General features: G+C 59.3%; 18 protein-coding genes and 1 tRNA gene. 16 read left to right on the forward strand and 3 right to left on the reverse strand.

Features of this window, described 5'->3' with window-relative positions:
* Positions 1–12: 12 nt before the first annotated feature.
* From nuoG to ACTHND_RS18580, 11 genes are read left to right on the forward strand one after another with little or no spacing between them, the layout of a single operon-like run.
* Positions 13–2,073: an NADH-quinone oxidoreductase subunit NuoG gene (gene nuoG / locus ACTHND_RS18530; protein ID WP_440179441.1), complete on the forward strand. Its 2,061-nt coding sequence runs from the start codon at positions 13–15 to the stop codon at positions 2,071–2,073.
* Between the two features lie 13 nt (positions 2,074–2,086).
* Entirely contained in the window at positions 2,087–3,157 is a 1,071-nt protein-coding gene (nuoH, locus tag ACTHND_RS18535; RefSeq protein ID WP_440179581.1) for an NADH-quinone oxidoreductase subunit NuoH, read from the forward strand.
* A complete protein-coding gene (nuoI, locus tag ACTHND_RS18540; protein WP_440179442.1) occupies positions 3,154–3,645 on the forward strand; it encodes an NADH-quinone oxidoreductase subunit NuoI in 492 nt (163 codons plus the stop codon). Before nuoH ends, nuoI begins: the two co-directional genes overlap by 4 nt.
* A gap of 15 nt (positions 3,646–3,660) precedes the next feature.
* Positions 3,661–4,272, forward strand: a complete 612-nt coding sequence (locus ACTHND_RS18545) for an NADH-quinone oxidoreductase subunit J (protein WP_440179443.1) — start codon at positions 3,661–3,663, stop codon at positions 4,270–4,272.
* A complete protein-coding gene (nuoK, locus tag ACTHND_RS18550; RefSeq protein WP_090643059.1) occupies positions 4,269–4,577 on the forward strand; it encodes an NADH-quinone oxidoreductase subunit NuoK in 309 nt (102 codons plus the stop codon). Before ACTHND_RS18545 ends, nuoK begins: the two co-directional genes overlap by 4 nt.
* A 20-nt stretch (positions 4,578–4,597) precedes the next feature.
* Positions 4,598–6,655 (forward strand): NADH-quinone oxidoreductase subunit L, encoded by a 2,058-nt coding sequence (nuoL, locus tag ACTHND_RS18555; protein WP_440179582.1) that lies wholly within the window; start codon positions 4,598–4,600, stop codon positions 6,653–6,655.
* 18 nt (positions 6,656–6,673) lie between these two features.
* A complete protein-coding gene (locus tag ACTHND_RS18560; RefSeq protein WP_440179444.1) occupies positions 6,674–8,176 on the forward strand; it encodes an NADH-quinone oxidoreductase subunit M in 1,503 nt (500 codons plus the stop codon).
* Positions 8,177–8,191: 15 nt separating this feature from the next.
* On the forward strand, positions 8,192–9,619 hold the full coding sequence (gene nuoN / locus ACTHND_RS18565; protein ID WP_440179445.1) for an NADH-quinone oxidoreductase subunit NuoN: 1,428 nt from the start codon (positions 8,192–8,194) through the stop codon (positions 9,617–9,619).
* Positions 9,620–9,628: 9 nt separating this feature from the next.
* Positions 9,629–10,375, forward strand: coding sequence for a biotin--[acetyl-CoA-carboxylase] ligase (locus ACTHND_RS18570; RefSeq protein WP_440179446.1), 747 nt, complete (start codon positions 9,629–9,631; stop codon positions 10,373–10,375).
* Entirely contained in the window at positions 10,372–11,154 is a 783-nt protein-coding gene (locus ACTHND_RS18575; protein ID WP_440179583.1) for a type III pantothenate kinase, read from the forward strand. Before ACTHND_RS18570 ends, ACTHND_RS18575 begins: the two co-directional genes overlap by 4 nt.
* Positions 11,155–11,164: 10 nt before the next feature.
* Positions 11,165–12,832: a ribonuclease J gene (locus ACTHND_RS18580; protein WP_440179447.1), complete on the forward strand. Its 1,668-nt coding sequence runs from the start codon at positions 11,165–11,167 to the stop codon at positions 12,830–12,832.
* A 285-nt stretch (positions 12,833–13,117) separates the two neighbouring features.
* Here ACTHND_RS18580 and phaC read toward each other — a convergent pair whose 3' ends face one another.
* Complete coding sequence (gene phaC / locus ACTHND_RS18585; protein WP_440179448.1) at positions 13,118–15,118, reverse strand: class I poly(R)-hydroxyalkanoic acid synthase; 2,001 nt, start codon at positions 15,116–15,118, stop codon at positions 13,118–13,120.
* Between the two features lie 191 nt (positions 15,119–15,309).
* Here phaC and ACTHND_RS18590 point away from each other — a divergent pair, with 191 nt between their 5' ends.
* Together ACTHND_RS18590 and glpX are read left to right on the forward strand one after the other, a co-directional pair.
* A complete protein-coding gene (locus ACTHND_RS18590) occupies positions 15,310–15,717 on the forward strand; it encodes a hypothetical protein (protein ID WP_440179449.1) in 408 nt (135 codons plus the stop codon).
* 47 nt (positions 15,718–15,764) lie between these two features.
* Entirely contained in the window at positions 15,765–16,775 is a 1,011-nt protein-coding gene (glpX, locus tag ACTHND_RS18595) for a class II fructose-bisphosphatase (RefSeq protein ID WP_440179450.1), read from the forward strand.
* A 189-nt stretch (positions 16,776–16,964) separates the two neighbouring features.
* Here glpX and ACTHND_RS18600 read toward each other — a convergent pair whose 3' ends face one another.
* Complete coding sequence (locus tag ACTHND_RS18600; RefSeq protein WP_440179451.1) at positions 16,965–17,876, reverse strand: S1 family peptidase; 912 nt, start codon at positions 17,874–17,876, stop codon at positions 16,965–16,967.
* 288 nt (positions 17,877–18,164) lie between these two features.
* Positions 18,165–18,254 (reverse strand) — tRNA-Ser (locus tag ACTHND_RS18605).
* A gap of 754 nt (positions 18,255–19,008) precedes the next feature.
* Here ACTHND_RS18605 and ACTHND_RS18610 point away from each other — a divergent pair.
* From ACTHND_RS18610 to ACTHND_RS18620, 3 genes are read left to right on the forward strand one after another with little or no spacing between them, the layout of a single operon-like run.
* Complete coding sequence (locus tag ACTHND_RS18610; protein ID WP_440179452.1) at positions 19,009–19,722, forward strand: septal ring lytic transglycosylase RlpA family protein; 714 nt, start codon at positions 19,009–19,011, stop codon at positions 19,720–19,722.
* 59 nt (positions 19,723–19,781) lie between these two features.
* Positions 19,782–20,450, forward strand: a complete 669-nt coding sequence (gene tmk, locus ACTHND_RS18615; RefSeq protein ID WP_440179453.1) for a dTMP kinase — start codon at positions 19,782–19,784, stop codon at positions 20,448–20,450.
* The gene (locus ACTHND_RS18620; protein WP_440179454.1) at positions 20,450–21,451 is read left to right on the forward strand and encodes a DNA polymerase III subunit delta'; all 1,002 of its coding nucleotides are present in this window, start codon (positions 20,450–20,452) and stop codon (positions 21,449–21,451) included. Before tmk ends, ACTHND_RS18620 begins: the two co-directional genes overlap by 1 nt.
* The last annotated feature ends 10 nt before the right edge of the window (positions 21,452–21,461 follow it).

Here is a 21,461-nt window from a genome sequence, read left to right on the forward strand (position 1 = left end):
GGTATGACAGGCATGGCTAAGGCAAAAGTCAATGGTGTGGAGGTCGAGTTCGACCCCGGCATGACCGTGCTGCAGGTGGCGGAACTGGCGGGCGAGGAAATCCCCCGTTTCTGCTATCATGAGCGCCTGTCGATCGCCGGCAACTGCCGCATGTGCCTCGTCGAGGTCAAGCCGGGACCGCCGAAGCCGCAGGCGTCGTGCGCCCTGCCGGCCGCCGAAGGCCAGGAAATCTTCACCAACACGCCTATGGTCAAGAAGGCCCGCGAAGGTGTGATGGAATTCCTGCTGATCAATCACCCGCTCGATTGCCCGATCTGCGACCAGGGCGGGGAGTGCGACCTTCAGGACCAGTCGGTTGCATATGGCAAGGGATCTTCTCGCTACGATGAAAACAAGCGCGCGGTCGAGGAAAAGAACTTAGGTCCAACGATCAAGACCTTCATGACGCGCTGCATTCAGTGTACGCGTTGCGTCCGTTTCACCACGGAAGTGGCAGGTGTGACGGAAATGGGCATGATTTCGCGCGGCGAAAACGCCGAGATCACCTCCTATCTCGAACAGTCGGTGTCGTCGGAACTGTCCGGCAATGTCAACGACCTGTGCCCGGTTGGGGCGCTGACCCACCGTCCGTGGTCGTTCAACTACCGCCCGTGGGAACTGACCAAGACCGAAACCATCGACGTGCATGACGCGCTGGGTGCGCACATCCGTATCGATAACCGCGGTCCGGCCGTGCTGCGCGCCCTGCCGCGCCTCAAGGAAGAGATCAACGAGGAATGGCTGACCGACAAATCGCGCTATGCGGTCGATGGTCTGTCGCGCCAGCGCCTCGACAAGCCCTATGTCCGCAAGGGCGGCAAGCTGGTCGCCGTGTCGTGGGATGAGGCGCTTTCCACGGTCGCTGGCAAAATAAAAGCGACCGATGCTTCCAAGATCGGCATCATCGCCGGAGACCTGATCGACGCCGAAGCCATGAAAGCGACCAAGGATCTGTTCTACGGTCTGGGCGTCACCAATCTCGACTGCCGCCAGGAAGGCGCCAAGATCGGCCCGGTGTCGCAATCAACGCCGCGCGAATCCTGGCTGTTCAATACTGGCATCGCCGGCCTGGAAGAAGCCGACGCCATCCGGCTGATCGGCACCGACCTGCGCGCCGAAGCGTCGCTGATCAATGCCCGTATCCGCAAGTCGTGGCTCAAGGGCAAGGTGCAGGTGGCCGTGATCGGGCAGCCGGTCGATCTGACCTATGACTATGCGCATATCGGCGCTGGTCCGAAGGCGCTGAAAGACCTCAAGAAGCACGCCTTCCGCGATGTACTGAAAAACGCGCAGAAGCCGGCGATCCTGGTGGGCACCAATGTGCTTTCGGGCGCGGACGGGGCGGCCATTCTCAAGGAAATCGCCATCATCGCCGATGATTATGACGTGGTGAAGGATGGCTGGAACGGTTTCAACATCGTCCATACCGCCGCCTCGCGCGTCGCCGGTCTGGATCTCGGCTTCGTGCCGGTCGGTGAAGCCAAGGATGCAACCGCCATGCTGAACGGCGGGGTTGACCTGCTGGTCCTGCTTGGGGCTGATGAAATCGACACGCGCAATCTCGATAAAACCTTCGTGGTCTATATCGGTTCACATGGCGATGCCGGCGCTGCGGCCGCCGATGTCATCTTGCCGGGCGCCGCCTATACCGAGAAGTCAGGCATTTACACCAATCTGGAAGGCCGCGTGCAGATCGCTGAACGCTGTGTCTTCCCGAAGGGCGAGGCCAAGGAAGACTGGGCGATTATTCGGGCGCTGTCGGGTTATGTCGGGCACACCCTGCCGTATGACAACCTGAACGCCTTGCGCGAAAAGCTGATCACCGATCATCCGGTCTTTGGCCGCGTCGATGTCCGTCCGGCACCGAAGGCTTTCGATGTGAAAGCGATCGGCGCCAAGGGCGAAATCAGCGACCGTCCGTTCGTTTCGCACATTACCGATTTTTATCTGACCAACCCCATCGCCCGCGCCTCCGTGGCCATGGCGGAATGTTCCGCGGCCCGCAAGGCGCCGCTGAGCGTGGCGGCTGAGTAAGGACTATATGATGATGGATAATTTCTGGGCATCTGGCTGGGGCTGGACGATCATTACGGTAGGGGAGACCCTGGCGGTCATCATGGGCGTCATGGTGTCCCTGGCCTTCCTGCTGTGGGGCGACCGCAAGGTGTGGGCCGGCGTGCAGATGCGCAAAGGGCCCAATGTGGTCGGGCCGTTCGGCCTGATGCAATCCTTCGCCGACTTCTTCAAGTTCCTGTTCAAGGAAGTCATCATTCCGGCCGGCGCCGACAAGGCGATCTTCCTGCTGGCGCCGCTGCTGACCTTCGTCATCGCCTTCCTGGCCTGGGCGGTCATTCCCTTCGCGCCGGGCTGGGTGGTCATGAACATCAATGTCGGCATTCTGTACCTGCTCGGCATTTCGTCGCTCGGCGTCTACGGCATCATCATGGGCGGCTGGGCATCGAACTCGAAATACCCGTTCCTCGGCGGCCTGCGCTCGGCGGCCCAGATGGTATCCTACGAAGTCTCGATTGGCTTTATCATCGTCACCGTCATTCTGCTGACCGGTTCGATGAACCTGTCCGACATCGTTACCCATCAGGGCGGCGGTATCCTCAACTGGAACTTCCTTGGCGGCGGCGGCCAGTTTGGCCTCGGCATTATCAAGCTGCCGGTCATGTTCGGTATGATGGTGATGTTCTACATATCGGCCCTGGCCGAAACCAACCGTCCGCCGTTCGACCTGCCGGATGCGGAATCGGAACTGGTGGCCGGCTATCAGGTCGAATATTCGTCGACGCCGTATCTTTTGTTCATGATCGGCGAATATGCCAACATCGTGCTGATGTGTGCCATGATCTCGATCCTGTTCTTCGGTGGCTGGGAATTCCCGGTGCCGCTGCCGCTGGCGCATGACGGCCTGCCGTACATCCTGATCAGCCTGCTGACCTTCATCGTCAAGGTGGTGTTCTGGTTCCTGATGTTCGCCATCGCCAAGGCCATCGTGCCGCGCTATCGCTATGACCAGTTGATGCGCCTGGGCTGGAAGGTCTTCCTGCCGCTGTCGCTGGTCGCTGTCATTATTATCGCCGGTTACCGCGTATATGGAGGTGCCTTATGATTTCCCGTCTGATTTCAGGCATTAAAGGCGCCTTGCTTCTCGATTTCGTGGGGGCCACCGGCCTGGCCGTGAAATACATGTTCAAGCACAAGGCTACGATCAACTATCCGTTCGAGAAGGGGCCGCTCAGCCCGCGCTTCCGTGGCGAACATGCCCTGCGCCGGTATGAGAACGGCGAAGAGCGCTGCATCGCCTGCAAGCTGTGCGAAGCTATCTGCCCGGCCCAGGCCATCACCATCGAGGCCGAACCGCGCGCCGACGGCAGCCGACGCACCACGCGCTACGATAGCGACATGGTGAAGTGCATCTATTGCGGCCTGTGCCAGGAAGCCTGTCCGGTCGATGCCATCGTCGAAGGGCCGAATTTTGAATTCTCGACCGACACCCGCGAAGAGCTCCTGTACGACAAGCAACGGCTTCTGGCCAATGGCGACCGCTGGGAACGCGAAATCGCCCGTTCGCTCGAACTCGATGCGCCGTATCGTTAAGAGGCAAAGAGAGATATGACTTTAATCATCGCCTTTTATCTTCTGGCTTTTGTGACCCTGGCTTCCGGCTTTATGGTCATCACCGCCAAGAACCCGGTACACAGCGTGCTGTACCTCATCCTGGCCTTCTTCTCGTCGGCCGGCCTGTTCATCCTGCTGGGCGCCGAATTCCTCGCCATGCTGCTGGTCGTTGTCTATGTCGGCGCCGTGGCCGTGCTGTTCCTGTTCGTGGTCATGATGCTCGATGTCGACTTCGTCAAACTGCGCCAGGGATTTGCCAACTACCTGCCGATCGGGCTTGTGGTCGGGTTCGTGCTGATGGGGGAACTCGTCACCATCAGCATCGCCGTGGCGACCAAGGGCGCCGCCGCTGGTAATCAGCCACTGGTGGCGACTGCGGCCGAGCCGAACATCAAGCTGATCGGTCACGCGCTTTATTCCACCTATATCTACCTGTTCGAGGCCGCCGGTTTCGTGCTGCTGGTCGCCATGGTGGGGGCCATCGTGTTGACCCTGCGTACCCGCCCGAACGTCAAGCGTCAGGATATTTTCAGCCAGGTCACGCGCCGCCGCAAGGATGCGGTCGAAATCGTGCCTGTCAAAACCGGAGAAGGTATTTCGGAATGACCATAGATCTCGTCCATTATCTCACGGTTTCGGCTATCCTGTTCACGATCGGCGTGCTGGGAATTTTCCTCAATCGCCGCAACATCATCATCATCCTGATGTCGCTCGAACTGATCCTGCTGTCGACCAACATCAATTTCGTGGCCTTCTCGTCGTACCTGCATAATGTGCAGGGACAGATCATGGCCATGTTCGTCCTGACCGTCGCCGCGGCCGAAGCCGCGGTCGGCCTCGCCATCCTCGTTACCTTCTTCCGTAATCGCGGCGATATCGCCGTCGATGACGCCAGCATGATGAAAGGATAAGCAGCATCATGCTTTCCGATATGTCCACAGTGGTGACACTCGCGGTATTCGCGCCCATCGTCGGCGCGGCCATTGTCGGCGGCTTCGGCCGCTGGCTCGGCAATATCCCGTCGCAGGCCATCACGACCGGTTTGCTCTTCGTGGCCTGCGCGTTGAGCTGGTTTACCTTCATCCAGCACACCTGGGGCGGGATGGAAGACTTCACCGTTACCGTGCTGCCGTTCATCAATATCGGCACCTTCCATTCGGCCTGGTCGATCCGCATCGACGCCCTGTCGTCGACCATGCTGATCGTGGTGACCTCGGTGTCGTCGCTGGTCCACCTCTATAGCTGGGGCTATATGAGCGAAGACCCGTCGCGTCCGCGCTTCTTCGCCTACCTGTCGTTGTTCACCTTCGCCATGCTGATGCTGGTGACCGCCGCCGATTTCATGCAGTTGTTCTTCGGCTGGGAAGGGGTTGGCCTGGCGTCCTACCTGCTGATCGGCTTCTGGTTCCAGAAAGAAAGCGCCTCAAGCGCCGCCATCAAGGCATTCGTCGTCAACCGCGTCGGTGACTTCGGTTTCGCCCTCGGTATCATGACGGTCTACTGGCAGTTCGGCACGATCAACTTCCACGAACTGTTCCCTATGATGGCCGCGCACCAGGGCCAGAGCTGGGAATTCCTCGGCCAGTCGTTCTCGGCGCTCGATCTCGCCGCCTTCCTGCTGTTCATCGGCGCCATGGGCAAGTCGGCGCAGTTCTTCCTGCACACCTGGCTGCCAGACGCCATGGAAGGCCCGACGCCGGTTTCGGCCCTTATCCACGCCGCCACCATGGTCACGGCCGGCGTCTATATGGTCTGCCTGCTGTCGCCCCTGTTCGAGTATGCCCCGGTCGCCAAGATGATCGTCGCCTATATCGGCGCCATCACGGCCATTTTCGCCGCCTCCATCGGTTTCACGCAAAACGACATCAAGCGCGTCATCGCCTATTCGACCTGTTCGCAGTTGGGCTACATGTTCTTCGCGGCGGGGGTAGGGGCCTATCAGGCGGCCATGTTCCACCTGTTCACGCACGCCTTCTTCAAGGCCCTGCTGTTCCTGGGCGCCGGTTCGGTGATCCACGGGATGCACCATGAGCAGGACATGCGCAAGATGGGCGGTCTGTGGAAATATCTGCCGATTACCTATGGCGTCATGACCATCGGCACCATCGCCATCACCGGCCTTGGCATCCCGGAAACCCAGTTCGGCTTTGCCGGTTTCTTCTCGAAGGATGCCATCATCGAATCCGCCTGGGCCGCGCACAACACACCACAGGGCATGTTCGCCTTCTGCATGGGCATCGCCGCCGCCCTCCTGACCTCCTTCTATTCGTGGCGCCTGATCGCCATGACCTTCCACGGCAAGAAGCATTGGGAACACGCGCATGACGACCATCATCATGAGGTGATCGATGGCCACGATGCCTCCGAACCGGCTCACGATGACCACGGTCACGATGATCATCACGGTCATGGTCACGATCATAAGCCGCACGAAAGCCCGTGGGTCATGCTGGTGCCGATCTGCCTCCTGGCTGTCGGTGCGGTCTTCGCCGGCGTCGCCTTCGCGCCGTACTTCATCGGTGAGCACGCCCATGAATTCTGGGGCCACGCGATCTTCACCGGCCCGACCAACCATATCATGCATGAGGCCCACGAGATCGAAGAGATGTGGGTCAAGCTGGCCCCGCTGGCCGTTACCCTGCTCGGTATGCTTCTGGCCTGGTACTACTATATCGCCAGACCGAACCTGCCGAAGCAGATGGCCGCCAAGGATGGTCCGGTCTACAACTTCCTGTATCACAAGTGGTATTTCGACGAGATATACCAGGCAACCTTCGTCAGGCTGACCCGGATTTTGGGCGATTTCTTCTGGAAGGTGCTCGATATCAAGATCATCGATAACCTGGGGCCAAATGGCGCCGCCTGGACGGCATTGAAGTCGGCCAAGAATCTGGTCAAGACCCAGACCGGTTATGTCTATCACTACGCGTTCGCTATGTTCCTCGGCGTCGTGGGTCTGCTGACCTATGTCTTCTGGCTGGTCCACTAAGGGGAGATGGATTTTAAAATGATACCCGCTATCCCCAATCTGCTCAGCCTCACCACCTTCTTCCCCCTGTTCGGGGCCGTGGTGATCGTGATCCTGCGCGCCATGGCGCGTAAGGATGACGAGGCTGTCATCGCCAAGAACGCCAAATGGATCAGCCTGTGGACCACGCTGATTACGCTCGTCCTGTCCGTCGTAATGGTCGCGGGTTTCAACCGCGCCACTCCCGGCTATCAGTTTGAAGAACATTATCAATGGTTTGGGCCGATCTCCTACCATATGGGCGTCGATGGTATCTCGATCCTGTTCGTGCTCCTGACCGCCTTCCTGATGCCGCTGTGTATCCTGGCGTCGTGGGACTCGATCAAGGAACGCATCACCGAATACATGATTGCCTTCCTGCTGCTGGAAACTCTGGTCATCGGTGTCTTCACCTCGCTAGACCTGTTCCTCTTCTACATCTTCTTCGAAGGTGGTCTGGTGCCGATGTTCCTGATCATCGGCATCTGGGGCGGTAAGGACCGTATCTACGCCTCCTACAAGTTCTTCCTCTATACCCTGCTGGGCTCCGTCCTGATGCTGGCTGCCATGCTGTATATGGTCAGTGCCGCCGGCACCGCCGATATCCCGGCCCTCTCGCACTTCGCGTTCGCCCGTGAGGTTCAGCCCTTCCTGTGGTTCGCCTTCTTTGCCTCGTTCGCCGTCAAGATGCCGATGTGGCCGGTCCACACCTGGTTGCCCGACGCCCACGTTCAGGCGCCGACCGCGGGTTCGGTCATGCTGGCCGGTATCCTGCTGAAGCTCGGCGGCTACGGTTTTATCCGCTTCAACCTGCCGATGTTCCCCTATGCGTCCGAAATGTTCGCGCCGCTGGTCATGGTCCTGTCGGTCATCGCCATTGTCGTGACCTCGCTGATCGCCTTCCGCCAGACCGACATCAAGAAGCTGATCGCCTATTCCTCGGTCGCCCATATGGGTTTCGTGACCATGGGCATCTTCGCCGGCAACGCCCTGGGTGTGCAGGGTGCGGTCTACCAGATGATCAGCCACGGCGTCATTTCCGGCGCGCTCTTCCTCTGCGTGGGCGTGGTCTATGATCGCTGGCATACGCGCGAAATCGCCTTCTACGGCGGCCTGACCAAGCTGATGCCGCACTATGCCTTTGTGTTCCTGCTGTTCACCATGGCCAATGTCGGCCTGCCCGGCACCTCCGGCTTCATCGGTGAAATCACCACCATGACCGGCGCCTACAAGTGGGGCACCTGGGTGGCCTTCGTGGCGACCACCGGCGTGATCTTCTCGGCCGTCTATGCGCTGACGCTCTACAAGCGTGTAATGTTCGGGGAGGTGCATAATGCGGAACTCAAGAAATACCCGGACCTGTCGGTGCGCGAGATTATCATCTTCACGCCGCTGATCCTGGCCACGATTGCGCTGGGCGTTTATCCGGCCTTCGTTTTTGACATTACCACTGCCAGTGTCGATGCGGTCGTTGCGACCTATCAGACGGTTATTGGCGGATAAAGGACGAGACATATTATGGATTTCAATCTCGCTCTTCACCTGGGACTTCCGGAAACGATCCTTGCGGTCAGTTCCCTGCTGATCCTGGTCTTTGGTGCCTTCCGCGGTGACAAGGGCATGATCTCGGTCAGCGCCCTTTGCGGGGTGGCCCTGATTGCCGCCGCCTTCGCCGCCGCCTTCGGGCATCAGGGAGCGGCCTTCGGCGGCTCCTTCATCGTCGATGGCGTGGCGCTCTTCGCCAAGGTGGCTATCTATATCGCCGCCGTCTTCATTATTGTGCTGGGGCAGGGCTATTTCGACCGTGTCGGTGCCGGCCGCTTCGAGCTGCCGATCCTGATTTTGCTGGCGGCGCTGGGCATGAGTCTCATGGTTTCCGCCGGTGACCTGATCTCGCTCTATGTCGGTCTCGAACTGCAATCCCTGGCGTTGTACGTGCTGGCGGCCTTCCGTCGTGATGACGCCAAATCGTCGGAAGCCGGTCTGAAGTATTTCGTCCTGGGCGCCCTGTCGTCCGGTCTGCTTCTTTACGGCGCTTCGCTGGTCTATGGCTTCGCTGGCTCGATGAACTTCCATGACATCGCGCAATCGGCTACGACCAATCTCAATGTCGGCCTGATCTTCGGCCTGGTGTTCGTGATCTGCGGTCTGGCGTTCAAGGTGTCCGCCGCGCCCTTCCACATGTGGACGCCAGACGTTTATGAAGGCGCCCCGACCCCGATCGTGGCTTTCTTCGCCGGCGCGCCGAAATTCGCCGCCATGGTGCTGTTCGCCCGCGTCCTGCAAACCGGCTTCGCGGCGCAGGCGGACCAATGGCGCCAGGTGGTGCTGGTCCTGGCCGTGCTGTCCTTCGTCATCGGCGCCTTGGGCGGGCTGATGCAGAAGGATATCAAGCGACTGCTGGCCTATTCGTCGATCGCCAATATGGGCTATGCCCTTCTGGCCATCGCCGCCGGTGCGGTCGGGATTCCGGCCCTGCTGATCTTCTTCGTCCTCTACATGGTCGATACCCTGGGCCTCTTCACCGTCCAGATGGCGCTCAGCCGCAAGGGCGAGCCGGTGACCCGCATCGACAGCCTGGCGGGCCTCTCGAAAACCAACATGCCGATGACCATCGTCCTGACGATCCTGTGTCTGTCGGTTCTGGGAATGCCGCCGTTCAGCGGGTTCTGGGCGAAGTACTTTGTTTTCGGCGCCGCCATAACGGCGGGCCTCTGGCAATTTGCTGCGGCGGGTCTCGTCGCTTCGGTTGTGGCCGCCTTCTACTATCTGCGCATCCTCAAGCTGATGTGGTTCGATGCACCGGCTGGCGACATGGATAAATCCCCGCTGGAAACCCGCTGGATCGCCTATGCGACTGCAGCCTTTTCCTTCCCGGTCGTGATCGTTTTCCTGGTCTATGTCTATCCGTTGGCTCAGTCGGCGGCGCAGGGCTTCGGCAGTTAGGCTGAATCGTTGGCTGATTTCGAGATCTTCGATTCACTGCCTTCTACTCAGGAACTGAGCCTTGCCCGCCTGCGGGCCGGGCGATCCGGCCCCGGCTGGATACTGGCGAAGGAACAGACCAAGGGGATCGGCCGTCACGGCAAGAGCTGGGTTGGCACCAAGGGCAATTTCATGGCCTCTCGCTGGGAAGTCATGGAAATCGATGTGCGCCGTGTGCCGCAACTGTCGTTCGTGACTGCCCTGGCGGTTTATGAAATGCTGCGGCCAATCATCCCGGATACGGATCAGGCCATGCGGATCAAGTGGCCGAACGATATCCTCCATCGCGGCCGCAAGCTGTGCGGAATCCTGGTGCAGACCGAAGCAACGGATAAGCCGGATCATCTCGGCGTGGTCATTGGCATCGGCATGAACCTGCGGGTGGCGCCAATACTTGAAGGCTACCTGACGGTGGCGCTGAAAGAGATCAGCCCCGAAGCCAAAAACCTCGACGCCGTGGCGCTGCTGCATAAGCTCAACGGCCATCTTGATGGCGTGCTTGACCTGTGGCGCAGCAAAGATTTCAGCGATATCGCCAAAGCCTGGCTGAAGCGCGCCTATGGCCGCGACCGTCTCGTCAGCGTCACACAGGACGGCGTATCGCTCTCCGGCCGCATCATCGGGCTCGACGATTTCGGCGGTCTTCAGATTGAGGCCGCGGATGGCCAGGTCCATACGGTGACCGGCGGCGACATCACCTATGGGGATGTGATCTGATGCTGCTGGCCATAGAACAAGGCAATACCAACACCCTGTTCGCCATTCATGATGGCACGGACTGGATCGCCCAATGGCGCGTGGCTACGGAAAGCACCCGGACCGCGGATGAATATGCCGCCTGGCTCTACCAGTTGATGCAGATGCAGGGGCTGGATTTCAAATCGATCGACGACTGCATCATTTCCTCGGTCGTGCCGCAATCGCTTTTCAACCTGCGCAAGCTGGCCCATCGATATTTCAACCGCCACCCTTATGTTATCGGTGAAAATACGCATCTCGGCATCGATATCCGCATCGACAAGCCGCGCGAAGCCGGCGCCGATCGTCTGGTCAATGCCGTCGGCGGCCATATCGCCTATGACGGGCCACTTATCATCATCGATTCCGGGACGGCGACGACCTTCGACGTGGTGGCATCGGATGGCGGCTATGAAGGCGGTGCCATCGCGCCCGGCATCAATCTTTCCCTCCAGGCGCTGCACCAAGCGGCTGCCAAATTGCCCCGCATCGCCATCGAAAAGCCGGCGAAAAAGATCGGCAAGGATACGGTCAGCGCCATGCAGTCCGGCATCTTCTGGGGCTATATCGGCCTGATCGAATATATGATCGCCTCTATCCAGGCCGAATATGGGCAAAAGATGACGGTTATCGCCACCGGTGGGGTGGCTTCTCTGTTTGAAGGTGCTACAGACAGCATCGACCATTTCGACCATGACCTGACCCTGCGCGGGCTGCTCGAAATCTATAAGCGGACGCTGGCACGCGCCGCATCCTGATTGGCTGTAAATGAAAAAGAAGCAAAACGAACTGGTGTTCCTGCCGCTGGGCGGTTCGAACGAAATCGGCATGAACCTGAATCTGTACGGTTTCGGTCCGGCCGATAACCGCCAGTGGATCATTGTCGATGTCGGCGTCACCTTCGGCGACCTGACAACGCCGGGTATCGAGGTGATCGTGCCCGATCCGGAATTCCTGGTCGGCGAGACCATCCTCGGCATCGTGCTCACCCATGCCCACGAAGACCATATCGGCGCACTGGGCTGGCTGTGGGACAAGATCAAGGCGCCGGTATTCGCCACGCCTTTCACCGCCTATCTGGTGCGCGAAAAGCTGCGCGAAGCCGGCGTCGATGATTGCGACCTGACCGAAGTGCCGCTGAATGGCCACGTGAAGCTTGGGCCATTCGACATTGATTATATTACACTTACCCATTCCATTGCCGAACCGAACGGCCTGGCGATCCGCACCGATTTAGGCACGGTTTTCCATACCGGCGACTGGAAGTTCGATGAAGCCCCCATCACCGGTGCCGCCACCGATATTCCCGCCATCCGCAAGCTGGGTGATGAGGGCCTGCTGGCCATGGTCTGTGATTCGACCAATGTCTTCGTCGAGGGGCGCGCCGGCTCGGAGGACGATGTCCGTATCGAACTGACCCGCGTCATCAAAAGCCTGAAAAAGCGCGTTGCCGTCGCCTGTTTCGCCTCGAATGTGGCGCGCGTCGATTCGGTCATGCGTGCCGCTATGGAAGCGGGGCGCAAGGTCTGTCTGGTGGGCCGCTCGATGCACCGTATCACCGCCGCGGCGCGCCATGTCGGGCTGCTGGCAGGCATTCCGGAGCCGGTCACCGAAAGCGAAGCGCAGCACCTGAAGGCCAATGAAGTCCTTTATCTCTGTACGGGTTCACAGGGCGAGCCCCGCGCCGCTTTGTCACGCATTGCCGACGGCAACCACCCGCTGGTCAAGCTGAAGGAAGGCGATGCCTGCGTCTTTTCCTCGCGCGTCATTCCGGGCAATGAAATTTCGATCCGCTCGCTGCAAAATCGCCTGTCGGACCTCGGCGTCGAGATCCATACCGAGCGCGATCACCCCGGAATCCACGTCTCCGGCCACCCATGTCGCGATGAGCTCAAGGAAATGTACGCTCTGGCGCGTCCGCGCATCGCCGTGCCGACCCATGGTGAACGACGCCACCTGTTGAAACATGCCGCCCTGGCCGCGGAAGTGGGCGTAGACGAGCAAATCACGCCGCATAATGGCGAGATGGTCCGCCTGGCACCGGGGCTGGCTGAGATCATTGACGAAGTGCCTTCAGGCCGCCTGTTTGTCGATGGTGGCCATCTGGTGCCGGAAGCCTCCGATGCCCTGCGCGAACGCCGCCACGCCGCCCATAACGGCATGATGTTCGTGGCCTTCGCGCTCGACAACAAGAACCGCCTGGCCTCGATTGTCGAGGTGAGGGGGCTTGGCCTGGCCTATGAGGATGACGACATCATCTCCGATCAGTTGGAAGCCATTTGTCAAAGCGTCGAGAAGGCGATCAAGGCTATGCCGGTAGAGGCACGCGATGAGGACGAAAGCGTCGAAATCGTCGTGGCGCGGATCGTCAAGAAGGCGGCTCAGGCCATTTGGGGCCGGCGCCCGATTGTCGAAACCATTATCCTGCGAACCTAAACTTTCGCTCAAACAGGGATTTTCAGCCGCTCGCCTGTCTGGTGAGCGGCTTTTCTCATTTCACGGATGCAACAAGTAAAAATCAATATTGATAGTTGAAAATCAGGAATTAATGAAATTGACCCAAGACGTTTGCATGTCTTTATTAACAACTGAATTAATTTAGAAATTTACGACCGATGGAACAAATTCAATATTGATTTCGTGACACAAAAATAAAGTCAATTTGCATGAAACACACCAGAATGGTGTACGCCATTACCATTTAGCGGGTCAGGCGAAAAATCACGACTTAACCAGGACATAGCTGCCCGGCGCGTCCATCAGGGGCTTTAGCTTGCCATTGGCCGGATCGCGCCCGGCGTCCCTGGCCGGCACCATCTTGCCGGAACGCTCATTCAGCCAGCCGGCCCAATGCGGCCACCAGGAACCGGCGTGCTCCACCGCGCCCTCGATCCAGTCCTCCAACTTATCCGGATGCGCATCATTCAGCCAGTGCATGTATTTTTTGGCATCCGGGTGATTGACCACGCCGGCGATATGCCCTGAGCCGGCCAGCATAAAGGTGACCGGCCCGCCGAACAGTTTCGAGCCCTTATAGACCGAGCCCGGCGGGGCAATATGATCTTCGCGTCCGGCCTGTTCATAGATCGGTATGGTCACCTTTTTCAGGTCGATATCGACGCCGGCCAGGGTCAGTTTGCCATTGGTCAGGGCGTTCTCGCCGTAGAACTTGCGCAAGTAAAACATATGCAGTGCCTTGGGCATCCGCGTCTGATCGGCGTTCCAGCACAGAAGATCGAACGGTGTCAGTTCCTTGCCTAGCAGGTAGTTATTGACGAAGAACGACCAGATCAGGTCATTGGCGCGCAAAGAATTGAAGGTATCGGCCATGGCCGAGCCGGGCAGCACGCCTCCGGCCGCATCCATCTGGCGCTCCAGTTCCTTTAGCCAGCTTTCGCTTGTAAACAGCAAGAGGTCTCCGGCTTCTGAGAAATCATGCTGGGCGGTGAAGAAGGTGGCGCCGGAAATCGTCTTGTCTCCCGTGGCAGCCATATGGGCGAGGGCGCAACCGAGCAGGGTGCCGCCGATGCAATAACCGACCGCATTGACCGACGGCGCGCCGGTCTGCTCGATGACCTTTTGCACGGCTTCATAGATGCCGCCGAACATGTAATCCTCGAAGGTGGTATCCTTCATCGAGGCGTCGGGATTGACCCAGGCAACCAGAAAGACCGAGAAGCCCTGATCCACCAGCCATTTGATCAGCGAATTCTTGGCCTGGAGGTCGAGGATATAGAACTTGTTGATCCATGGCGGGAAGATGAGCAGGGGAATTTCGCGCACCTGTTCCGTGGTCGGGCTGTATTGCAGCAGTTCGAAATATTTGCCGCGATAGATCACCTTGCCTGGTGTGGTGGCTACATTGCGCCCCACCACGAAGCTGTCCGTATCCGCCTGGCTGATCTTCAGCTTGCCATCGCCGCGCGCCAGGTCATCGGCAAAACGCTCCATGCCCTTGACCAGGCTTTCACCGCTGGTTTCTACCAGGGTTTTAAGCGCCGCCGGATTGGAGAACAGGAAGTTGGCCGGCGACATGGCGTCGGTCAGCAGCTTGGTGAAAAATTCTGCCCGGCGCTTGACCATGGGATCGACACCCTCGGCGCTGGAGATCAGCTTGTTGATCCAGTTCGATGACAGCAGGTAGGACTGCTTCATCATGTCGAACATGACGTGTTCCTGCCAGTGCGGATCAGCAAAGCGCTTGTCCGCGGGCGTGCCGGGCGCCGTCTCCGTGCCGAGGGTGCGACGGGCCACCTTGCCCCACAATTCCATATAGCCTGTCAGGAGTTCGCTCTGCGCTTCCACCAGCTTGTCCGGCTTGGCGGCCAGAGCCCCCATCACCTCGGTCATGGCCGGGCCGACCTGGAACGGATCAGCGGGCGCCCCCGTGGCTTCCGGCTGGGCAAAAACCGTCTTGGCCAGGGCGCTTTGAGCGGTCATCGCCGCCTTGGCGATATTGACCGACAGTTCCTCCATCTTTCGCAGAGTTGCCGGATCAAAGGCCGGGGGCGTTGGCATTTGCGTTTGAACTGCGGGATCTGGCGCTTTCACGGCCTCCGGTTGGGGCACCAATCTTGGCTTGGGTGCCGGTTTGGGCTTTGCGGCCTTTGCCTTGGGCGCTGTGGGCTTTTTGGCAGCCGGGACCGCCTTGGCGCGCGACCTTGCCGGCGGCTTTTCTGGCGAAGGGGCAGAGGCAGCGGTTTTGCGCGGTGTCTTGGTCATAGGCGGCGTCCCAAATCAGTCATCCGGATACAGACTGGCCGTGCCGCAAGGTCCGCGTCAAGACAACTAAATTTATATTTCTCTTGTCTTGGCCATGCTCCTGCCGGTATTTTGCGCCAGATTTCGGACACGCCCAAATTGTGTTGCCCATATCGGCTGTTATTCAGGCGCCCTTTGCGGAGAGCATCCCTTTGAAATTCACCTTCGCGCATAGTCTGCCGGCCTCTCTGGCCACGTTGGCACTGCTTGTGGCCCCGACTCATCTGCTGGCCCAAACAACCACTGAGGCGGCGCCCCAGGCCGATATCAACTCCATGCCGAAATGGTCGGAATTTCCCGTGCCGCCCACCGATATCACCACGCCCGCAGAGTTTCAGGCGGCCGTGACCGACACCCTGGCCAAACGGCAGCAACTCAAAACCGAAACCGACGCCCTGGTCTGGGATGACACGGTGCCGGAAACCTTCGCGGCGGATGCGCGCGGCCGCATCGATCCGGCCCATATCGCGCCGATCGAGGCCCAGACTACGCCGGCACAGATCGATGCCATGGCGGAAGAGCTGCGCAAGCGCGCCGCGCCGCCGCCCGTCATAAAATAATAACAGGCCGGCTTTATGAGCCGTCCATCGTTTACAGAAGAAACGCAATGCCAGAAACCGCTGATTTCGCCAAGGACACCCGGCGCGGCCATGCCACGGATTTCGACCTGAGCCTCGATATCGTCCGCGTCGCCGAAGAGGCCGCCATCGCCTGCTATGCCCATATCGGTCGCGGCGATGAAAAAGCCGCCGACCAGGCCGCCGTCGATGCCATGCGCACTGCGCTCAATGCCATCGAAATGGACGGCCGCATCGTTATCGGCGAAGGCGAACGCGATGAAGCGCCCATGCTCTATATCGGCGAGACGGTCGGCACCGGCAAAGGCCCGGCCATCGATATCGCCCTCGATCCGCTGGAAGGCACCACGCTTGCCGCCAAGGCCATGACCAATGCCCTGGCCGTCATCGCCTTTGCGCCGCGCGGCGGGCTGCTGCACGCGCCGGATACCTATATGGACAAGCTGGCCATCGGCCCCGGCTATGCCGAAGGTGTGGTTGATCTCGACTGGACACCCGAAGAAAACGTGCGCTCGCTGGCCAGGGCAAAGGGCGTGGACGTGTCGGAAATCGTCGCCTGCGTGCTCGATCGCCCGCGCCATGACGGCATCATCACCTCCTTGCGCAAGGCCGGCGCCCGCGTCCACCTGATCACCGATGGCGATGTCGCCGGCGTCATCCATACCGCCCAGCCGGAAACGGGTATCGACATTTATCTGGGGCAGGGCGGCGCGCCCGAAGGCGTCCTGGCCTGTGCCGCGCTTAAATGCGTCGGCGGCCAGTTTCAGGGACGTCTGGTCTTCCGCAATGGCGACGAGCGGGAACGCGCCGCGCGCCTCGGCCTGACGGATTTCGACCGCAAATATACGCTGAACGATCTGGTCAGTTCGGATGCGGTCTTTATCGCCACCGGAGTGACGCACGGCGCTTTATTGCGTGGCGTGCAGAAGGAAACCACCGCGCGCGGGGAAGTGTTCCTGACCACGGAAAGCGTGGTGATGATTTCCAAGACGCATACGGTCAGGAAGCTGTCGATGCGCCGGCCGTTGGTGGTGGGGTAGGTATTTGCGTAGGCAGGGGTGTGCCCCTGTCGGTGTTCATGCCCGGCATGGGGGGCTTTGCTTTTGATGCCACTACAAGCCGCATCGGGGAGGTTGTAGCTGCGATTTCAGGGTAAATGCGTCTTGGGTAGCAAGTCGAAAAACGATGAGCACCATACGGCCCGCTAATGACGGCGTAATCTTCAGCGGTTAGAGCAACCGAACCGCAAATTTGCCTGTTTCAGTCATTATTTGCTTCTCCACCCGGTTTGCGCCCTCAATAAAGGCAAGATTTGCATTGGCGCGCTCAACAAGGCTCATAGGTTGAGACGTCAGGCCTTCGGGCCATTCCGAAATCAGCGGGGTATGTAGAAACGGCCAAAGGAGGCTTACATAGCTGGGACCTTCGTCGTAGCCGGTGCTTATCACACCTATCACACGCCCTTGGTGATCGAAGACCGGTCCTCCGCTCATTCCAAGTAGTGTTTTGGTCTCGACCTCAAAGCATGGTGAAGGAAGCATAACGCGGTCTCGTCCCGCTTCATACACCGTTTTAACTGATCCCGTGCTAGTATAGAGGTTTAAGCTTATTTTTGTCTGTTCAGGAGAAGTTGTAAACTTCGTAGCTGCGGCTCGAAATCCTGCAAGGCATATGATTTCGTTTAGGGAGGGTACTCTCGCGCTTACCTCGCAAACCTTGATCGTACGATCTTTCGGAAAGTCCGTGGTTAGCTTTACCGACACAATAGCGATGTCGCTCTCATGAAGCATTTCAATGCGAGTGGCACCCCAGCGGATAAGCCCGTCAGGCCGACCACTGATCAAGAACAAGCTTCTTGCGCCATCACGCCATTCGGCCGTTTGTTGAAGGCTTTGGATAACGTGCTTTGCAGTGATTGCTATTCCCGGACCGACAAGTGCGGCTGATCCGTGAACGAATGTCGTATCTTGAGTTGAGCTACAGACTGCTAGACAAATGCCCTCGAACGAAGACAGGTCTGGAATCTCAAAGAATCCTTCGCGGGGTAAGGAGGGTAAGCGAGCGCCTTCGAACGACATTATCGTTCCGTCAGGTAAGTTTCTTGTGGGATTGTTGCGAACTACACCAGTAAGTTTTTCCATTTGAGCTTTGTACGCCAAGCTTAGAGCCGTTACAAGTTGTTAATTACTATCTGTTTGTTAGACTTGGCATAACAAATCGACAAAATATGCCTCACACCCGTTCGGGTGCTTAGCACGCAACACATTCAACTATATTGGAAAAATTGACGGACAAGATGGGATTGGCTGCGCTTCGCTACGCCGAAACCTTCGCTGTGCTCGATTTTCGAACCCGCTTTAATCCGTGGGTTCAAGTCCCCACCTGCATTACTAAAAAAGCCAGCCTCAAAGGGCCGGCTTTTTTAGTAATGGCGGACAAGGTGGGATTCGAACCCACGGTAGGCTTCCACCTACGGCGGTTTTCAAGACCGCTGCCTTAAACCACTCGGCCACCTGTCCGCACGAGGGAACGGCGCTTGTAACGGGCTTCCGGAGTTGTGCCAAGTCCTGACGCGTCATTTTATCGAAAAATCTACAGGATATCGCCCTTTGGGCGATGGCGGTTTTGGCTTCGCCGAACCTCCGCTTACGCTACGGTTTCAAGACACTGCCTTAAATCCCTCGGCCCCCAGTCCGCATGAGGAAACGGCACAGTCACGGGCTGCCGGTGTCGTGCCAAGTCCTGACGCGTCATTTTATCGAAAAATCTAGCGGATATCGCCCTTCGGGCGATGGCGGTTTTGGCTGCGCCGAACCGTTCGCTTGCGCTCCGGTTTCAAGACACTGCCTTAAATCCCTCGGCCACCAGCCCGCACGAGGGAACGGCGCAGTTACGGGCTGCCGGTGTCGTGCCAAGTCCTGACGCGTCATTTTATCGAAAAATCGACTCGGTTTGGCGCTCTCTCGTACATACCGCCCCGTTTACGGGCGGGGAACCGCGCCTGTAAGGCTTGGTGGTGGGGGCCTTTCTTACGGTTTTTGACAAAACGACTGACTGACCTTGAAATCCAAATGAACAAGTCCGTAATCAAGGACACCACCAAGCGGCCCCACGCCCACAAGTGAGCCGACATGCCTAATGCGCCTTAACCAAGATTTCGCAAATTGCGCGCAGAGTGGTATCTGTAGTCGTATCCCAGCCGAGATCAGGCCCATGTCCGAGCCAGAACGCTCATTCCGCACCTTAAGTACAAGGCTATTGCCCCTTGTATTCATGATGTTATTGGCCGCCTGCGCCACCACACGCCCGAATGTCTCCAGCGAGGGGCCAAGGATCGCCCGCGAGCCGCAATATAATTCCGGCACCTCGCGGCCCTATAGCGTGCGCGGCAAGACCTACTATCCGCGCATTCCGGACGCCGGCCACACCGAGACTGGCATCGCCTCCTGGTACGGCGGCGAGTCCCCCAATGCCACCACGGCCGACGGCGAATATTTCTCACCCGACGCCATCACCGCCGCCCACAAGACCTTTCCGCTGCCGAGCATCGCCGAGGTCACCAATCTCGATAATGGCCAGACGATCCGCGTCCGGGTCAATGATCGCGGCCCCTTCGTCGAGGGGCGTGTCATCGACCTGTCGCGCGGCGCGGCCAAGGCGCTCGGCGTCTATACCTCCGGCACAGCGCGCGTCAGAATCACCTGGCTTGGCCCGGCCGAGCGCCTGGGGGCGGCGCCGGTTTATGCCGCAGCCCCCCCACAGGCGGTGGATGACAATCAGCGCTATATCGTCCAGGTTGGCGCCTACTCCCAGCGCGACAACGCCCAGCGGGCGCAGGATCGGCTGGCCGACGCCCGCATCAATACGCGCGACAGCCTCTATATCGTCTATACCGGTCCCTTTAAGGGTGCCGCGGCCGCCGAAAGACGCCGCCAGGAAGCCATCAGCGCCGGCTTTACCGGCGCCATACTGGTTCATGACGATTAGGTGCCTTTTGCCGTTTTTTGGGCTTGAGAATTGCGCCAAAAGACGGTCTATCTCGCTGCGTGAACACATCATCCGAACACGCCTCGCATCACATCGGTCGTTTCATCACCTTTGAAGGCGGTGAGGGCGCCGGCAAGTCCACCCAGGTCAAGGCTCTGGTGGCGAAATTGCGCGCACTGGGCCTCGAAGTGGTGCAGACGCGTGAACCGGGCGGTTCACCGGGCGCGGAAGCCCTGCGTGACCTCTTGGTGCGCGGCGACGCCACGCGCTGGTCGCCGGTCAGCGAGCTTCTGATGATGTATGCCGCCCGCGCCGACCATCTGGAAAAGGTTATCCGGCCGGCCCTGCAACGCGGCGCCTGGGTGGTTTGCGACCGCTTCGCTGATTCGTCGCGCGCCTATCAGGGCGCCGGCGGTGGCGTGGCACCGGCCTTTATCGAACAGGTGGATGCGGTCGTGGTCGGTCCCACCCAGCCGGATCTGGTGGTGGTCATGGATATGCCGGTCGAGGCGGGATTGAAGCGCGCCGAAGCCCGCGGCGATGCCGAAAATCGTTTTGAATCGAAAGGCTTAAGCTTTCACGAACGCCTGCGCGCCGGCTTTCTGGCGCGCGCCGGCCAGGTGCCGGACCGTTATAGGGTGATCGACGCCGACCGCGGCATTGAACCGATCGCCACCGATATCTGGGCGCTGGTTCAGGCGACCTTTCCGGAATTGCGGGGCGCCTGATGCCAGAACCTCTGACACTTACGCATCCGCGCGAGAGCTTTGCCTTCGAGCAGGCCGAAGGACCGGACCAGGCGTTCGCCTCGGCCTACCAGAAGAACCGCCTGCACCATGCCTGGCTGCTGTGCGGCCCGCAAGGGCTGGGCAAGGCGAGTTTCGCCTTTCGGTGCGCCCGTTTCCTGATGGGACATGACCGCGATCCGCGCTTCGGGACGCTGGGCATGTCGCCCGATGATGCCGATGTGCGGTTGATCACCGCCGGGTCGCATCCCGATCTTCTCGTGCTCGAACGCGAAATGGGCGAGAGTAAGCTCAAGAAGAATATCAGCGTTGATGCCGTGCGCGAGATTGGTGAATTTTTCTCGAAAGCGCCGTCGCGTTCGGCCTATCGGGTCTGTATTATCGACTCGGTTGATGACCTGAATATCAATTCCGCCAATGCCTTATTGAAGATTCTTGAAGAACCGCCGCATAAGGGCATTCTCTTTCTGATCTCGCATTCGCCCGGCCGTCTGCTGCCGACTATCCGCTCACGCTGTCGGCGGCTGACCTTCATTCCCTGGACCGATCAGGCGGTAGAGGCGTTTTTGCGTAAGCGCGCCGATATCGATGAAGAAGCCATTGGCCGGCTGGTCCGGCTGGCGCATGGGGCGCCGGGCCGGGCGCTGAGCCTGATGGAGGAGGGGGCGCTGGAGATGGATGCCTTTGCCGGCAAATTGCTTGAAAAGCCGATGCCGCCACGCGCCGAACTGATGCAGGCCGCCGCCATGTTCAAATCGTCTTCGGCAAAGAACGATGGCGCGCGCAAGTTCGCCACCTTCATGATGTGCCTGACCGATCGCCTGCATGAGCGTGCCCTCAGCACGGAGACGCCGCAAAAGGGGCAAAATTATTCGCAACTGTGGTCACGCCTCAATCAGGCGGTCGGTGAGGTTGAGGGCGTCAATCTGGATCGCGGCGACTATTTCTGGTCTGTTTACAATGAATTGGCGACGCTTTCCTAAGGTAATATAT

Source organism: Asticcacaulis sp. (genome assembly GCF_051954415.1).
GTDB lineage: Bacteria > Pseudomonadota > Alphaproteobacteria > Caulobacterales > Caulobacteraceae > Asticcacaulis.

Coding starts and splice junctions, on each gene's coding strand:
- phaC (WP_440179448.1), bottom strand. CDS start 15,118: ATGACCAAGACACCGCGCAAAACCGCTGCCTCTGCCCCTTCGCCAGAA.
- ACTHND_RS18620 (WP_440179454.1), top strand. CDS start 20,450: ATGCCAGAACCTCTGACACTTACGCATCCGCGCGAGAGCTTTGCCTTC.
- nuoH (WP_440179581.1), top strand. CDS start 2,087: ATGGATAATTTCTGGGCATCTGGCTGGGGCTGGACGATCATTACGGTA.
- nuoG (WP_440179441.1), top strand. CDS start 13: ATGGCTAAGGCAAAAGTCAATGGTGTGGAGGTCGAGTTCGACCCCGGC.
- ACTHND_RS18580 (WP_440179447.1), top strand. CDS start 11,165: ATGAAAAAGAAGCAAAACGAACTGGTGTTCCTGCCGCTGGGCGGTTCG.
- ACTHND_RS18610 (WP_440179452.1), top strand. CDS start 19,009: ATGATGTTATTGGCCGCCTGCGCCACCACACGCCCGAATGTCTCCAGC.
- nuoN (WP_440179445.1), top strand. CDS start 8,192: ATGGATTTCAATCTCGCTCTTCACCTGGGACTTCCGGAAACGATCCTT.
- nuoL (WP_440179582.1), top strand. CDS start 4,598: ATGTCCACAGTGGTGACACTCGCGGTATTCGCGCCCATCGTCGGCGCG.
- nuoI (WP_440179442.1), top strand. CDS start 3,154: ATGATTTCCCGTCTGATTTCAGGCATTAAAGGCGCCTTGCTTCTCGAT.
- glpX (WP_440179450.1), top strand. CDS start 15,765: ATGCCAGAAACCGCTGATTTCGCCAAGGACACCCGGCGCGGCCATGCC.
- ACTHND_RS18560 (WP_440179444.1), top strand. CDS start 6,674: ATGATACCCGCTATCCCCAATCTGCTCAGCCTCACCACCTTCTTCCCC.
- ACTHND_RS18545 (WP_440179443.1), top strand. CDS start 3,661: ATGACTTTAATCATCGCCTTTTATCTTCTGGCTTTTGTGACCCTGGCT.
- ACTHND_RS18600 (WP_440179451.1), bottom strand. CDS start 17,876: ATGGAAAAACTTACTGGTGTAGTTCGCAACAATCCCACAAGAAACTTA.
- nuoK (WP_090643059.1), top strand. CDS start 4,269: ATGACCATAGATCTCGTCCATTATCTCACGGTTTCGGCTATCCTGTTC.